The organism is Nordella sp. HKS 07 (genome assembly GCF_011046735.1).
Taxonomy (GTDB): Bacteria; Pseudomonadota; Alphaproteobacteria; order Rhizobiales; family Aestuariivirgaceae; genus Taklimakanibacter.
In genome coordinates, this window is sequence record NZ_CP049258.1 from 3007929 (window position 1) to 3023549 (window position 15621).

The 15621-nt window shown below is 62.5% G+C and carries 14 protein-coding genes; 6 read left to right on the plus strand and 8 right to left on the minus strand.

Features of this window, described 5'->3' with window-relative positions; all coding sequences use genetic code 11:
* The first annotated feature begins 85 nt into the window (after positions 1-85).
* Complete coding sequence (locus G5V57_RS14170) at positions 86-847, plus strand: glutamine amidotransferase (RefSeq protein ID WP_165168124.1); 762 nt, start codon at positions 86-88, stop codon at positions 845-847.
* A gap of 89 nt (positions 848-936) precedes the next feature.
* Here G5V57_RS14170 and G5V57_RS14175 read toward each other — a convergent pair whose 3' ends face one another.
* The 7 genes from G5V57_RS14175 to irrA all read right to left on the minus strand — a co-directional run bounded on the left by G5V57_RS14175 (position 937) and on the right by irrA (position 8497).
* Positions 937-1908 carry an ABC transporter ATP-binding protein gene (locus G5V57_RS14175; protein ID WP_165168125.1) on the minus strand — a complete coding sequence of 324 codons (972 nt, stop codon included), beginning with the start codon at positions 1906-1908 and terminating at the stop codon, positions 937-939.
* Positions 1905-2933, minus strand: a complete 1029-nt coding sequence (locus G5V57_RS14180; protein WP_165168126.1) for an ABC transporter ATP-binding protein — start codon at positions 2931-2933, stop codon at positions 1905-1907. Before G5V57_RS14180 ends, G5V57_RS14175 begins: the two co-directional genes overlap by 4 nt.
* Before the next feature lie 2 nt (positions 2934-2935).
* Complete coding sequence (locus G5V57_RS14185) at positions 2936-3850, minus strand: ABC transporter permease (RefSeq protein WP_165168127.1); 915 nt, start codon at positions 3848-3850, stop codon at positions 2936-2938.
* A 12-nt stretch (positions 3851-3862) separates the two neighbouring features.
* The gene (locus tag G5V57_RS14190; protein ID WP_165168128.1) at positions 3863-4777 is read right to left on the minus strand and encodes an ABC transporter permease; all 915 of its coding nucleotides are present in this window, start codon (positions 4775-4777) and stop codon (positions 3863-3865) included.
* 89 nt (positions 4778-4866) lie between these two features.
* Positions 4867-6534: a peptide ABC transporter substrate-binding protein gene (locus tag G5V57_RS14195; RefSeq protein ID WP_165168129.1), complete on the minus strand. Its 1668-nt coding sequence runs from the start codon at positions 6532-6534 to the stop codon at positions 4867-4869.
* 91 nt (positions 6535-6625) lie between these two features.
* Positions 6626-7891 (minus strand): M24 family metallopeptidase, encoded by a 1266-nt coding sequence (locus G5V57_RS14200; protein ID WP_165168130.1) that lies wholly within the window; start codon positions 7889-7891, stop codon positions 6626-6628.
* A 195-nt stretch (positions 7892-8086) separates the two neighbouring features.
* Positions 8087-8497 (minus strand): iron response transcriptional regulator IrrA, encoded by a 411-nt coding sequence (irrA, locus tag G5V57_RS14205; protein ID WP_165168131.1) that lies wholly within the window; start codon positions 8495-8497, stop codon positions 8087-8089.
* Between the two features lie 171 nt (positions 8498-8668).
* Between irrA and fabA the strand changes: the two genes are divergently transcribed.
* The 3 genes from fabA to fabI all read left to right on the plus strand — a co-directional run bounded on the left by fabA (position 8669) and on the right by fabI (position 11329).
* Entirely contained in the window at positions 8669-9184 is a 516-nt protein-coding gene (fabA, locus tag G5V57_RS14210; RefSeq protein WP_165168132.1) for a 3-hydroxyacyl-[acyl-carrier-protein] dehydratase FabA, read from the plus strand.
* Between the two features lie 18 nt (positions 9185-9202).
* Positions 9203-10420, plus strand: coding sequence for a beta-ketoacyl-ACP synthase I (gene fabB / locus G5V57_RS14215; protein ID WP_165168133.1), 1218 nt, complete (start codon positions 9203-9205; stop codon positions 10418-10420).
* Positions 10421-10510: 90 nt separating this feature from the next.
* The gene (gene fabI, locus G5V57_RS14220) at positions 10511-11329 is read left to right on the plus strand and encodes an enoyl-ACP reductase FabI (RefSeq protein ID WP_165168134.1); all 819 of its coding nucleotides are present in this window, start codon (positions 10511-10513) and stop codon (positions 11327-11329) included.
* A gap of 150 nt (positions 11330-11479) precedes the next feature.
* Here the strand turns inward: fabI and G5V57_RS14225 are convergent, their stop codons facing one another.
* On the minus strand, positions 11480-12082 hold the full coding sequence (locus G5V57_RS14225) for an alpha-ketoglutarate-dependent dioxygenase AlkB (RefSeq protein WP_165168135.1): 603 nt from the start codon (positions 12080-12082) through the stop codon (positions 11480-11482).
* Between the two features lie 276 nt (positions 12083-12358).
* On the opposite strand from G5V57_RS14225, the gene dnaK reads away from it, so the two are divergent.
* Together dnaK and dnaJ are read left to right on the plus strand one after the other, a co-directional pair.
* Positions 12359-14290: a molecular chaperone DnaK gene (dnaK, locus tag G5V57_RS14230; RefSeq protein ID WP_165168136.1), complete on the plus strand. Its 1932-nt coding sequence runs from the start codon at positions 12359-12361 to the stop codon at positions 14288-14290.
* 109 nt (positions 14291-14399) lie between these two features.
* Positions 14400-15557, plus strand: coding sequence for a molecular chaperone DnaJ (gene dnaJ, locus G5V57_RS14235; RefSeq protein WP_165168137.1), 1158 nt, complete (start codon positions 14400-14402; stop codon positions 15555-15557).
* Positions 15558-15621 lie beyond the last annotated feature (64 nt).

Genomic DNA, 15621 nt, shown 5'->3' on the forward strand with positions numbered 1-15621 from the left:
ATTCGTTAGCTAAACGTTATGGTGACGAGTGGCTGGGGTGTCGGATCTCTGGCGCCCGCCCTCCCGCTCATCTGAAGGAAGCCCCATGTCCGCCAAGTCCGTGAACATCCTGCTCGTCGGCGAGTCCGTCTTCAAAATACATACACATTTCAAGGGCTTCGCCTCCTACGAGACGGGATATTGCACGCTCTCGCTGGACCCCTTCATCAAGCGCTTCGCCGACACTCCGGTCGCCCTCGATTTCATGCCGAATCACGAAGTGTCGCCGCGCTTTCCGCTCAGCCTCGCGGAGATGGCCCGCTATGACGCGATCGTTCTGTCGGATGCGCCGGCCGATTCATTTCTGCTTCATCCCGACAGCCTCGCCGGCGCGATCATGCCCAACCGTTTGAAGCTTTTGGGCGACTATGTGCGTCAGGGCGGCGGGCTCGCCATGATCGGCGGCTGGATGTCCTTCGGCGGCTTCCACGGGAAGGCCCATTATTCGCATTCGCCCCTGGCCGACATCCTGCCGGTCGTGATCGAGGCGGGCGACGACCGCATGGAGACGCCGGAGGGCGTCTATCCTGAGATGCTCAGCGCCGATCACCCGATCCTTGCCGGCCTGCCGCAATCATGGCCGGACTTCCTGGGCTACAACCGGTTCGCTGCGCGGCGTGGCGAGACTTTGCTGCGCTTCCGCGAAACCGGCGACCCGCTGCTGGTGGTCGATGAGCTTGGAAAGGGCCGGCTCGCCTGCTTCGCGTCCGACATCCTGCCGCATTGGGGCTCGCCGCGTTTCCAGGAATGGCCGCATTTCGTGCCGTTCTGGACGCGCTTCTTCAGCTGGCTCGCCGGCAAGCCCTGAAGCGTCATCCCCTCAGTTTTTCGAGATCCGGCGCGCGCATACCGCTGAATGCCTGTACTGCCGTATGAAGTCGCCAGCTCCGGAAGAGATCAGGCGATTGGCGTGCCGTGCAAGGTGCACATGACGAAGTGACCGGGTTCGGCCTCGGTCAGCTGCGGCCGCATCTCGGCGCAGCGCGGGCCCGCATGCGGGCAGCGGGTGCGAAAGGCGCAGCCCGAGATCACTTCCATCGGGCTCGGCAGCTCACCCTTTGGCGTCAGTTCGATGCGCGCGCGCTCCCTGACCGGATCGGGGATCGGCACTGATGACAACAGGGCTTGCGTATAAGGATGCTTCGGACCGGAGAAGAGCTTTTCCTTTGTCGCCACTTCGACGAGCCGGCCGAGATACATCACGCCGACGCGGTCGCTGATATATTTCACCATCGAAAGGTCATGCGCGATGAATAGGTAGGTCAGGCCGATCCGCTGCTTGAGCTCCTTCAGGAGATTGATGATCTGGCCCTGGATCGACACGTCGAGGGCGGAGATCGGCTCGTCGCAAATGACGAAATCGGGCGCCACCACCAAGGCGCGGGCGATGGCTATGCGCTGGCGCTGGCCTCCGGAGAACTCATGGGCGAAGCGGTTCTGGTATTCGGGATTGAGTCCGACGAGCCGCATCATCTCCACGATGCGCGCCTGCCGCTCGCCGGCGGTGCCGAGCCTGTGGATCTCGAGGCCCTCGCCGATCAGCTCGCGCACCGTCATGCGCGGATTGAGCGAGGAGTAGGGATCCTGGAAGATCATCTGCATGCGCCGCGCGAAGTCACGCGCCCGCCGCCGGTCGAGGCGCGTGATGTCCTGGCCGTCGAACTCGACCGATCCCGATGACGGGGGATGAATGCCCTTGATGGTGCGGCCGAGCGTCGACTTTCCGCAGCCGGACTCGCCCACCAGACCGAAGATCTCGCCGCGGGCGATTTCGAGATCGACACCGTTGACGGCTTGCAGCACACGGCCGCCGCCGACATTGAAGCGGCGGGTCAGCGCGCGGATGCGCAGAAGCGGACTGGCGCTCATTTGACACCCCGTGCACTGAGGAAGGCCTGGCGCAGCTCGCCCGCGGCTTCATGATGCAGCCAGCAGGCGGTTCGGTTGTTCGCGACCGGGCTGAAGTAGACTGGATCCTGCTCCCGGCAGATGCGCATGCGGTTCGGGCAGCGATCGGCGAAGGGGCAGCCCTTGGGCGGATCGATCAGCAGGGGCGGCAGGCCCTCGATGGTCCTGAGCGGCGCCTCGCCGGCATCGTCGAGACTGGGGACGGCGCCGAGAAGTCCCACCGTGTAGGGATGCTGCGGATCGTAATAGATCTGGTCGGTGACGCCTTCCTCGACCACGCGCCCGGCATACATGACGATGATCCGGTCGGCCGAGCCGGCGACGAGCCCGAGATCATGCGTGATCAGCACCATCGCGGTGTGGAAACGCTCCCGCATGTCGCGGATCAGCCGGAAGATCTGTGATTGGATGGTGACGTCGAGCGCGGTGGTCGGTTCATCGGCCAGCAGGATATCGGGATCGTTGGCCATCGCGATGGCGATGACGATACGCTGGCGCATGCCACCCGAGAACTGATGCGGATAGTGGCCGATGCGCTGCGCCGGCTGCGGAATGCCGACCAGGCCGAGGAGCTCGATGGCGCGCGTCCGGGCGTCGGCCCGACTCATCTTGCGATGCTGGTGCAGCACCTCGCGGATCTGGGCGCCGACCGTCATCGATGGGTTGAGCGACGTCATCGGATCCTGGAAGATCATCGAAATGCGGTTGCCGCGGATGCGGGACAATTCCTTCTCGGACGCCTGCAGGAGATCGACCCCGCCGAAGTCGACGCGGCCCGAGGTGATTTCACCCGGCGGCCTGGGCGTCAGTCCCATGACGGCCTGAATGGTGACGCTCTTGCCGCTGCCCGATTCGCCGACGATCGCCAGCACTTCGCTCTTGCCGAGGGTGAAGCTGACGCCGCGCACCGCCTCGACCAGCCCTTCATGCGTATGGAAAACCACGGCCAGGTCTTCGACCGAGAGGATGGGTTGCTTCGACGTCACGGTTATCGCCTCAGCTTCGGGTCGGTGGCGTCCCGCAGGCCGTCGCCCACCAGCTGCAGCGACAGCATGGTGGCGCTGATGACGATGGACGGAAAGATCAGGAGATAGGGATTATCGCGCATCTCCTTGATGCCGCCGGCGATGAGCTTGCCCCAGGAGGTGAGCGGCGGCTGGATGCCGAGCCCGATATAGCTGAGGAAGGCTTCGCCGAATATGGCGTTGGTCACCTGGAAGGTCACCGCCACGATGACCACCGGCAGGATATTGGGGAAGAAATGGCGCCCGATGAGGCGCAGGGCGGACGCGCCCATGGACCGCGACGCCACGATGAATTCGGTCTCCTTGAGCTTGAGCACTTCGCCGCGCACCAGGCGCGCGATCTCGGTCCACTGGGTGAGCGCGAAGGCCAGGACGATCGAGGTGATGCCGGGGCTCATGATCAGCATGAATAGGCTGACCCAGATCAGGAAGGGGATGGCGATCATGATGTCGACGAAGCGCATGAGCAGCATGTCCGTCTTGCCACCCTGAAGTCCAGAGAAGCAGCCGATCACCACGCCGATCAGCATCTGGCAGAGCGCAGCGGCGAGGCCCACGGTAAGGGAGACCCGGGCGCCGACCCAGATCGCTACCCAGATGTCGCGCCCGAGCGCGTCGGTGCCGAACCAATGGGTGGCGTTCGGCGGCTGATAAGTGCTGAGAAGGTCGACCTGGTCGTAATTGTAGCGCGACAGCATCGGGGCAAGGATCGCCAGCGCGATGAAGAGCAGAAGGATCGCCATGCCGGTCATGGCGGGGCCGCTCTGGCGGAAGCGCCGCCATACATCGCTCCAGAAGGCGACGGATCGGCGTCCGGCGAGCGCATCGCGTGGCGGCGTGTCGTCGGGAACAAAGAGGTAGCGGTCGGGTTCGGCCATGATTCGCGGTCTCTAGCGGTGCCGTATGCGCGGGTCGATCAGACCGTAGGCGATGTCGACCAGGAAATTCATGGCGATCAGGAAGAAGCCGAAGAAGATGGTGAGGCCGAGAACGAGGGTGTAGTCGAGATTCTGCATGGCGAGCACGAAATGGCGTCCAAGGCCCGGTATGGCGAAGATCGTCTCGATGACGAACGAGCCGGTGAGCACCGAAGCGACGGCGGGCCCGAGAATAGTGAGGATGGGAAACAGCGCGTTGCGCAACTGGTGGCGCCATACGATCTGGGTCTGGTTCAGGCCTTTGGCCCTGGCGGTCTTGATATAGTCGGCATTGACGATCTCGAGCATCGAGGCGCGCATGTAGCGCGCAATCGTCGCCATGGTGCCAAGGCTCAGCGCGAAGGCCGGCATCAGCGTGTGCAAGAAACTCTCATAACGGGCGACCGGCAGGAGCTTGAGATGGACGCCCAGATAATATTGCAGAATGCCGGCGAGCACGAAGCTCGGCACCGAGATGCCCACCAGCACCAGCACGACGGTGAGATAGTCGAGCGGCTTGCCGCGGTTGAGGGCGGCCACGACGCCGAAGAACAGGCCGAAGACGATGGCGATCACCATCGCCCTGATGCCGAGATCGAGGGAGGCGGGAAAGGCGTCGGCGATGATGGTGTTCACACGGTGCCCGCGCTTGGCGAGCGAATAGCCGAAATCGCCCCTGGCGAGATTGCCCATATAGATCAGATACTGCTCTGCCAGCGGCTTATCGAGGCCGTAATGCTCGCGCAGCCTCTCCTTCACTTCGACCGTCACCTTGGGACCGGCGAACGGATCGCCCGGCACGAGCCGCATGAGGAAGAAGGTCAGGCTTGCCAGCACGAACATCGCCACCAGCGCAACCATCAGCCGGTTCACGATGTACTTCAGCATGCCCACTGTCTTGCCTCATGAAAAATCCATGTGCGGCGTATGGAAGACGCCGCACATGCGGGAAGTATAGCCTTAAATCGCGCGCCTGTTTATTCCGTCACATCCGCATGGATGTAGTTGAAGGTGGCGCCGAACATCGCCGTCGTCAGGTTCTTCACACGGGGCTGCAGCGCCATCGCGCCCTTCCAGTGCAGAAGCGGAATGCAAGGCGCGTCGTCGGAGAACTTGGCTTCCGCCTGACCGAGGATTTCGGCCCGCTTGACGAGGTCGGTCTCGGCATTGGCCTTGTTCAGGAGGTCGTCGAATTCCTTGTTCTCATAGGTGACGCCCATATCCATGGAGCTCGAATTCCAATAGCCCATATAGGTATAGGGATCGTCGAAATCGGGGCCCCAGCCGGCAACAGCGAAGTCATAGGCCAGCGCCGGCTTGTAGAGGTTGTTATAGAACTGCTTGCCGGTCGCCTGGTGCATCTCGACCTTGAGGCCAAGCGCGGTGAGCACGCTGAAGAAATAGGGCGTGATCACTTTCGGATTCTCGGGGCTTTCCGAGGTCAGGAGATCGAATTTCGGCAGATCGGCGAGTGCCACGCCGGCCTCGGCAAGCGCCTTGTCGAGATATTCCTTGGATTTCGCCATGTCGGCGGCTTCGGGATGGAACTTGCCGTAGTTCGGGCTGACCTCACCCCATGACTTGCCGGGATAGATGGCGGTGGCGCGCGGCGTCTGGACGGTGGCCGGAATGGCGGCACCCTGCAGCACCTTGTCGACGAAGCCCTGGCGGTCGACCGCGTAGGAGATCGCCTTCATGAAGTTCGGATTCGAAAGCAGCTTCGCCTTGACCGGATCGTTCTGGCCATGCCGGTTCAGATGCACGTCGCGCACGCCACCGCGATCATAGCGCACGAGCTTGCCCTCGGTCTCATACTGGCTTGATTCCGTCTCGGTGACCGGGATGTAGAGGTCGATCTCGCCATTGTCGAACATGTTGCGCTTGGTGCCGTCCTCCGGCACCACGAGGAACACGACTTCGTCGAGCTTGATGTTCGCGGCGTTCCAATAGTCCGGGTTCTTCTTGAGGACGAGCTTGTCCTCGTTCTCCCACTGGACGAGGACAAAGGGGCCGTTGGAGGGCAGCGACTCGACCGATGCGCCATAGGCGTCGCCGAATTTCGTGACCAGGTCCTCGCGGCCGGGCGAGGCGAAGGTGGAGCTCACCAGTCCCAGGAAATACGGCACCGGATTCTTGAGCGTGATGACCACTGTCTTGTCGTCGGGCGCCTTGACGCCGAGATCCTCGCGCTTGGCCGTCTTGCCGCGCAATTCGGCGCCGTTCAGAATGTCGTCATAGATCGAGCTCGCCGGCGAGGTCTCGAACATGCGCACGAAGGCATGTACGAAATCGCCGCCAGTCACCGGCTTGCCGTCCGACCACTTCGCGTCGCGCAAGGTGAAGGTGTAGGTCTTGCCGTCGGCGGATACTTCCCATTTCTCCGCCATGCCCGGCTCGATCTTGTTGCCGTTGGCGCGCACCAGCGACTCGAACATGGCGGTCTGGACGGCCATGTGGTTGGTCGAGGTCAGGACGCGCGGATCGAGATTGTCGAGACCGACGGAATTTTCGCCGCCCGCCGTGCCGATCGCCATCGTCAGGGTCTTCTTCGCCTGTGCGAAGACGGCGCTCATGGGCACGGCCGCCGCAATGGTGCTGCTCAGCAAGGCGGCGGTGAAGCTTCTGCGTGTGAGATTGAAGGTCATGGTGGTCACTCCCTTAACGTTATGTTTTCGGCTCGTCGGCTTGGTTTGAACTTGCGGCTACGCCTGGTCGGTTACGCGCCCGTGCCGGGGCTCAGATCACATAAAATTCGGTTTGCCGCGGACAAAGCGTGCGGCAGCCCTCGCGCGTGAAGAGGACGGGCTCTTCCGTCGCCATGACGAGCCGCTGGCCGCCCCATTCGGGCACTTCCGCCTCGGTGCTCAGCTCCATGACGAAGGCGCTGTTGTATTCCAGCCGCACTTCGCCGCGGGGCAGCGGATTTTCCTGCTCCCAGGGCAGGCCGATCAAAGGGCCGGGCTGGTGCAGGAACAGGCCGAGATTGTGCGAATAGACTTTCGGCGTCGGCACGCCTTCGGCGCGCGCCCGATGCAGGATGGTCTGCTGCAGCTCGTTGCCGCTGATGCCATGGCGGAATTCCGACATGTAAATGTCCTGGAGCCTCAGCGTGTCCTCGAGCCGCGTGACGAGGCCTGCCGGCACCTTGCTTTCTCCCGGCCGCGGTACATAGGCGAGGTGCTGATGGTCGGAATTCAGCCGGAGATATTTGATGCCGACATCGCAATGGATGACGTCGCCGGGACTTACGACATTGCCCGGATAACTCGTCTCGCGCTGATCGCGATGGATGCGGAAATAGGGCCGGAAGGCGGTCTCGAGTCCAAGATCGCGCGCATGCTGCCAATAATGCCAGACGAGATCGTCGATGGTGGTGACGCCAGGCGTGATCGTTCCAGCATGGAAGCATTCGCCGATCATGTATTGGCCGAGTTCGGTGACGCGCCTGAACAGCACCGTTTCGTGATCGGTGAGCGTGCTGGCCCAGCGCACCCCGGCCTTCTCGGCCGAGACGAGGCGGGAGCGATATTTCTCCGGCAGGCGCTCAGTGAGCTGCCGATGGAGATTGTAGGTGAGCCCGCCGGCGGCCCAGGCGATGTCGCCGATATTGATGCCGATGGTCTTCGGATCGCGCTTCGCGATGAGATCGATGAGGATCGGCCACTGTTTTTCTTCCAGCTGGCCGGCGTAGGGCCGCTCATAGAGGTCCTTCGTGTCGACGCCCGCCACATTGTAGCGGCGGATGCGGTCGCCTTCGTCGACAAACACCAGCATCGACAGAATCGGCGACCAGTTGTCCATCGGGATCATGGTCCGGTAGATCGGATCGGGATCGTCCTCCTGGCACAGGATGATCCACATATCGAGGCCGGCGTCTCGCATGGCGGCGGGCAGAATGCTGTCGAGCCTGCCGCGCACCATTTCGGTGATCTGAGGGGATTGCTCGCGCACGGGCAGAATTATCGGCCGGTTCTGCGGTCGCGAAGGCGTCAGATCATGCATTGCCCGTTCCATTTTCCCACCAGCGGCGGCAATTGCGGGTGCAATTCGTCCGGCCGGCTCCCCCACTTTGAGATGAATGGAGCATTCCGCGAAAGCTGGCGCACTGTCAAGATAAACGTTTAGTCGGCGGTCCGGTTTTACGGCTCGGGGCTTGTATAAGGTACGATTTTGGAGAGGCGTGCCGGCGGCGGGATATCAGCCCTGGCGGCTCTTGAGCCGGACGATGATGTCGATGCGACCGACTTCCATACCCGGGGGCGGCTCGGGCAGGCCCTTGATCGTCAGGTTGTCGGAGGCGATGTCGAACAGCCGGCCCTCGCGCTCGACATAATAGTGATAATGATTGGAGGTATTCGTGTCGAAATAGGTGCGGTCGCCTTCGATGGCTACCTCGCGCAGGAGGCCCGCATCGGTGAATTGATTCAGCGTATTGTAAACGGTGGCCAGCGAAACCGGCACGCGCGCGACGACCGCCTCGGCATGCAGTTGCTCAGCCGTGATATGCCGGTCGCCGGAACCGAACAGAATCTCGGCCAGCGCCAAGCGCTGACGTGTCGGGCGCAGTCCGGCCCCGCGCAATCTGGTCGCAACAGTCTCGGAATTCATCAATTACCCTTTTAATCCAGCGCAATTAGTATAGCGACAATCCCCGGGTACCTGCAATGGTGCCCAAAAAGGGTAATTTGGTGACCGAACCGTTCGTCTTTCAAGCCGGGGATCGGTATGTTAGGAAGCTGGTCGCGGTGTTGGACTAAGCGGAGCGGAATAGCGGAAAAGATGGCCGAACGGAAATCGCGTTTTTTATATGATGAGTTGATCGCCTGTGCCCGGGGAGACCTGTTCGGTCCAGGCAATGCCCAATTGCCGCTTCCGCCGATGCTGATGTTCGACCGCATCACCCATATTTCCGAAGATGGTGGTGAATTTGGTAAGGGCCAGATTGTCGCAGAGCTTGACGTCAAGCCCGATCTCTGGTTCTTCCCCCCGCATTTCCCTGGCGATCCGGTCATGCCGGGCTGCTTAGGGCTGGATGCGCTCTGGCAGATGCTGGGCTTCTTCATGGGCTGGCTGGGCGCGCCCGGCAAGGGTCGCGCGCTTGGGGTAGGCGAGGTTAAATTCACCGGCATGGTCGTCCCCACCGTCAAGAAGGTCGAATATGTCGTGAATCTGAAGCGCGTCATCCTGCGCAAGCTCAATCTCGGCATCGCGGATGGTCTTCTCAAGGCGGATGGGGAGACTATCTATACCGCTGCCGATCTCCGGGTCGGTTTGTTCATGCCCGCAAAGGCCTGAGGGAGGCAATTTACAGTCATGCGCCGAGTCGTCGTCACCGGTCTTGGTATCGTTTCGAGTATTGGCAACAATGCCCAGGAAGTCCTGGCATCGTTGCGGGAGGCCAAATCCGGGGTCGTGAAAGCGGAAGACTATGCCCGGCTCGGCTTCCGCTGCCAGGTCCATGGCGCCCCCACCCTTGATCTCGACAGCGCGGTCGATCGCCGCGTGCGCCGCTTCATGGGCGATGGTGCGGCCTGGAACTGGGTGGCGATGCGCCAGGCCATCACTGATTCGGGCCTCGAAGAGAGCGATATCAAGAACGAGCGCAGCGGCATCATCATGGGCTCGGGCGGACCTTCGACCCGCACCATTGTGAGCGCCGCCGATACCGCGCGCGAGAAGGGCCCCAAGCGCGTCGGTCCCTTCGCGGTGCCGGCCGCCATGTCGAGCACCAATTCGGCGACGCTTGCGACGCCTTTCGGCATCAAGGGCGTCAATTATTCGATCTCATCGGCTTGCGCCACCTCGGCCCATTGCATCGGCAATGCCGCCGAACTCATCCAGTGGGGCAAGCAGGATGTCATGTTCGCCGGCGGTGGCGAGGAGCTCGATTGGACCTTGTCCGTCCTCTTCGACGCCATGGGCGCCATGTCGACCAAGTTCAATGCCACGCCCGAAAAGGCGTCTCGCGCCTATGACAAGAACCGTGACGGCTTCGTCATCGCCGGCGGCGCCGGCACGGTCGTGCTCGAGGAACTCGAGCATGCCAAGGCGCGCGGCGCCAAGATCTATGGCGAGATCGTCGGCTATGGGGCAACCTCCGACGGCTATGACATGGTCCAGCCCTCGGGCGAGGGCGCGGCGCGCTGCATGCGCCAGGCGCTCGCGACCGTGAAGGAGAAGGTCGACTACATCAATCCGCATGCGACCTCGACGCCGATCGGCGACAAGAAGGAGATCGAGGCGATCCGCGAGGTCTTCGGCAAGAATATTCCGCCGATCTCCGGCACCAAGTCGCTGACCGGACATTCGCTGGGCGCCACCGGCGTCCAGGAGGCCATTTACTGCCTGCTGATGATGAAAAACGGCTTCATCTGCGAAAGCGCCAATATCGAGGAGCTCGATCCCGAATTCGCCGACATTCCCATCGTCCGCCAGCGTCGCGACGATGTGGAGGTCAATGTGGCGATCTCGAACAGCTTCGGTTTTGGCGGCACCAACGCCACGCTGGCCTTGCAGCTCTACAACGGCTAGCGCGTGAGACGGTTATAAGTTTCAGTGAGATGATTTTTTTGGCGCGCCGGGCCGCTGGAGCCTGGAGCGATCGGGGAGTGTAGGGGAGTGATGAAAGACGGTTTGATGAAGGGCCGACGCGGCCTCATCATGGGGGTGGCGAACGATCATTCGATTGCTTGGGGCATCGCCAAGGCTCTGCACGAGCAGGGCGCCGAGCTTGCTTTCACCTATCAGGGCGAGGCCTTCGGGCGCCGCGTGAAGCCACTCGCCGAGACTGTCGGCTCGAGACTGGTGCTGCCCTGCGACGTCGAGAATATTGCGACCGTCGACGAGGCCTTTGCCGCCATAGCGAAGGAATGGCAGACGATCGATTTCGTCGTCCACGCCATCGCCTTCTCCGACAAGTCCGAGCTCAAGGGCAAATATGCCGACACTAGCCGCGACAATTTCGTCCGCACGATGATCATCTCGTGCTTCTCCTTCACGGAGATCACCCGCCGGGCGGCCGCGCTCATGCCCAATGGCGGCGCACTGGTGACGCTGACCTATGGCGGCTCGGTCAGGGTGATGCCGAACTACAACGTGATGGGCGTCGCCAAGGCGGCGCTCGAATCCTCGGTACGCTATCTCGCCGCCGATTACGGGTCGCAAGGAGTTCGCGTGAACGCCATCTCGGCGGGCCCGATGCGCACGTTGGCGGGGGCCGGCATCGGCGATGCCCGCGCCATGTTCAGTTTCCAGAAGCGCCATTCGCCGCTGCGCCGCACCGTGACGCTCGATGAAGTGGGGGGTGCCGCTCTCTATCTCCTGTCGCCGCTGTCGGGTGGCGTCACCGGCGAGATCCACTATGTCGATTCTGGCTACAACATCATCTCGACGCCGCGCCCGGAAGACCTGAAGCGCGCCTTCGAGGAAGGCGACGACTGATTCAGCGCGTTGATTCGGGAGAGCGGGCGGGATCGATTGCCCTAATTTTTGCGCCGCGTGGGCTCGCGCTCTGATGAATGTCAGGTCTTCGGGCGACCCGCGATCAGGCTTTGATAATCCACAAAGGCGTTGCGAAAGAGCCGGTCGCCTTCATGGTCTGGTCACCCGCCGCAAAGTGAGGTTGATCCGCCCACCCGATCTGAGCAGCGTCGAGGTGCCGGCGAGCACCCGGTCGATGCCGTGATAGCGCAGCCTCGACGCCCCGCCCATGACCAGGACATCGCCCGAGGCAAGCTTCAGCGTCTCGGTCTTGCCGGCCCGCTCGAGGCCGCCAATGCGGAAGATGGCCGTGTCGCCGAGCGAAAGGGAGACGACCGGGGCCGAGAAATCCTCCTCGTCCTCATCGCGATGGAGCCCCATCTTGGCGCCCTCGCGATAATAATTCACAAGACAGGCTTCCGGCTCATGGGCATAGTCCGAGACCTTGCGCCAGAGTTCCATCACCATGTCGGGGATTTGGGGCCAGGGGGCGCCGGTCTCGGGATGCTGAGCCTGATAGCGATAGCCGGCCCGGTCCGACACCCAGCCGAGCTCGCCCAGATTGCTCATCCTGACCGTGAAGGGCCGGCCGCTCCTCGGCATCACCGGTGTATAGAAGGGGGCCTGGAGGAGGGCCTTCTCGAGCGTCGCGACCAAGGCCTCTTGCGCTGTACGGTCGAAATAGGAAGGAATATATCTGAGTCCGCTGGTCATGAAGTCCTTTGGGGCCACGATTCACTGCCCGGCTCGATAAGGCGGAGGAAGAAGCGCCCGGGCCACCCGAAAACCGTCCGGAATACCGGCTTTTGCCCTCACCAAAACTTGATAGGCCCGGTTTCCAACCTTATATAGCCGACGAACGCCGGATTTTCCTCGGGAACGAGGATGTCCGGTACAACGTAATAGGGGACCCCGCACCCCGATATCGAGTCCGGGGCGGAAGTGCCGGATCGGGCTTCCACCAGGGTCTGCCGCTAGGAGGTTTTGTAAATGGGAAAAGTCATAGGGATCGACCTTGGTACCACCAATTCCTGCGTTTCCGTGATCGAGGGCAAGCTGCCCAAGGTCATCGAGAACGCGGAAGGTGCGCGTACCACCCCTTCGATCGTTGCGTTTAACGCCGACGGCGAACAGCTCGTCGGCCAGCCGGCCAAGCGCCAGGCCGTCACCAATCCGGAGAACACCTTCTTCGCCATCAAGCGCCTGATCGGGCGGCGCTGGAACGACCCGATGGTCGAGAAGGACAAGAAGCTCGTCCCCTATCATATCGTGAAGGCGGACAATGGCGATGCGTGGGTCGAGGCCCGCGGCCAGAAATATGCCCCGTCCCAGATCTCGGCCTATATACTTCAGAAGATGAAGGAGACGGCGGAGCGCTATCTGGGCGAAACCGTCACCCAGGCGGTCATCACCGTTCCCGCTTATTTCAACGACAGCCAGCGCCAGGCTACCAAGGATGCCGGCAAGATCGCCGGCCTCGAGGTTCTGCGCATCATCAACGAGCCGACGGCGGCAGCGCTTGCCTACGGCCTCGACAAGAAGGAAGCCGGCACCATCGCGGTCTATGACCTGGGCGGCGGCACCTTCGACATCTCCATTCTCGAGATTGGCGATGGCGTCTTCGAGGTTAAGTCGACCAATGGCGACACCTTCCTCGGCGGCGAAGACTTCGACATGCGCATCGTCGATTATCTCGCGGACGAGTTCAAGAAGGAGCAGGGCATCGACCTGCGCAAGGACAAGCTTGCTCTCCAGCGTCTGAAGGAAGCCGCCGAAAAGGCGAAGATCGAGCTTTCTTCCTCGACCCAGACGGAAATCAACCTGCCCTTCATCACCGCCGATCAGTCGGGGCCGAAGCATCTCACTCTCAAGCTGACCCGCGCCAAGCTCGAAGCTCTGGTTGACGATCTCATCCAGAAGACGGTCGAGCCGTGCCGCCAGGCGTTGAAGGATGCCGGTATCACGGCGGGCCAGATCAACGAGGTCGTCCTCGTCGGCGGCATGACCCGCATGCCGAAGGTCATCGAGACGGTGAAGCAGTTCTTCGGCAAGGAGCCGCATAAGGGCGTCAATCCGGACGAAGTCGTGGCCATGGGTGCCGCGATCCAGGCCGGCGTGCTCAAGGGCGAAGTGAAGGACGTCCTCCTTCTCGACGTGACCCCGCTGTCGCTCGGCATCGAGACGCTCGGTGGAGTGTTCACCCGCCTGATCGAGCGCAACACCACGATCCCGACCAAGAAGAGCCAGGTCTTCTCGACGGCTGACGACAATCAGACCGCCGTGACGATCCGCGTCTTCCAGGGCGAGCGTGAGATGGCGGCCGACAACAAGCTGCTCGGCCAGTTCGATCTCATGGGCCTTCCCCCGGCGCCACGCGGCATGCCGCAGATCGAGGTCACCTTCGACATCGACGCCAACGGCATCGTCAACGTGTCGGCCAAGGACAAGGCGACCAACAAGGAGCAGCAGATCCGCATCCAGGCCTCCGGCGGTCTCTCCGACTCGGAAGTCGAGAAGATGGTCAAGGACGCCGAAGCCAATGCCGCCGAGGACAAGAAGCGCAAGGATCTGGTCGAGGCCAAGAATCACGGCGAGAGCCTGATCCACTCGACGCAGAAGTCGCTCGCCGAGCATGGCGACAAGGTTGCCCAGGCCGACAAGTCGACGATCGAGGCCGCCATTGCCGATCTCAAGACGGCGATGGAAGGTCAGGACGCCGAGGCGATCAAGGAGAAGACCAACGCTCTGGCGCAGGCCGCTATGAAACTCGGCGAAGCGATCTACAAGTCGCAGCAGAGCCAGGCCGGCGGCGACGGTCCGGATGCTGGCGCCGGCGCTTCCGGTGGCCAGGGCGGCGCCGACGATGTTGTCGATGCCGACTTCACTGAGGTCAAGGACGACGACTCCAAGAAGTCGGCCTGACGTATATGTTCTGCAAGGGTCTGAAAAACCTTCTCCCCGCTTCGGCGGGGAGAAGATTCTTTTTGGGGCCGGGCAAGCAGGCTAAAAAGAGCTGGGACGACGGGTCAGAATGGCCAAGCGCGACTATTATGAAATCCTGGGTGTCCAGAAGGGTGCCGACGAGAAGGAGCTGAAAAGCGCCTTCCGTAAGCTCGCCAAGCAATTTCATCCCGATGCCAGTCCGGGCGACAAGACGGCCGAGCACAAGTTCAAGGAAATCAACGAAGCCTATGACGTTCTGAAGGATCCGCAGAAGAAGGCGGCCTATGACCGCTTCGGCCATGCGGCTTTCGAAGGCGGCATGGGCGCGCGTCCCGGCGGGCCGGGCTTCGGTCCGGAATTCACCTCCTCGATGTCGGACATCTTCGAGGATCTATTCGGCGAATTCATGGGCGGTGGACGTGGCCGCGGTGGCCGCGGCGGCGGCAGGGGATCCTCGGCCGCCCGTGGCTCCGATCTGCGCTACAACATGGAAATCAGCCTCACCGAAGCTTTCTCCGGCAAGACCGCCCAGATCCGTGTGCCGACCGCCACCGCCTGCGAGGTCTGCAAGGGGTCGGGCGCCAAGCCCGGCTCAAGCCCGAAGACCTGCGGCACCTGTGGCGGCCAGGGCGCGGTCAGGGCGGCTCAGGGCTTCTTCACCGTGGAGCGCACCTGTCCTTCCTGCCATGGCAGCGGCCAGGTGATCTCCGATCCGTGCGGCAATTGCGGCGGCCAGGGCCGTCTCACGCGCGAGCGCACGCTGTCGGTGAACATCCCGGCGGGCGTCGAGGACGGCACCCGCATCAGGCTCGCGGGCGAAGGCGAGGCGGGTCTGCGCGGCGGCTCGGCCGGCGACCTCTACATCTTCCTCTCGGTGCGCCCGCATGAATTCTTCCAGCGCGACGGCGCCGATCTCTTCTGCAAGGTGCCGGTCTCCATGATCGTCGCCTCGCTCGGCGGCGACATCGAAGTGCCGACCATCGATGGCAAGAAGGCGCGCGTGTCGATCCCGGAGGGCGCCCAGACCGGCAAGCAGTTCCGCCTGAAGGCCAAGGGCATGCCGATCCTGCGCTCCACCCAGATGGGCGATATGTATATCCAGGTGACGGTCGAGACGCCGGTCAACCTGTCACGCAAGCAGCGCGAGCTGCTCAAGGACTTCGAGAAGGAAGCTCGCAACAACTCGCCCGAGTCGGACGGCTTCTTCGCCAAGGCGCGCGCATTCTGGGAAGGCTTCGGGAGCTAGAGCATCGGACCGAAAAGCATGTGGTCGGGCTTGACCCGACCATGCGAAGCGGTTTTCGGACAAT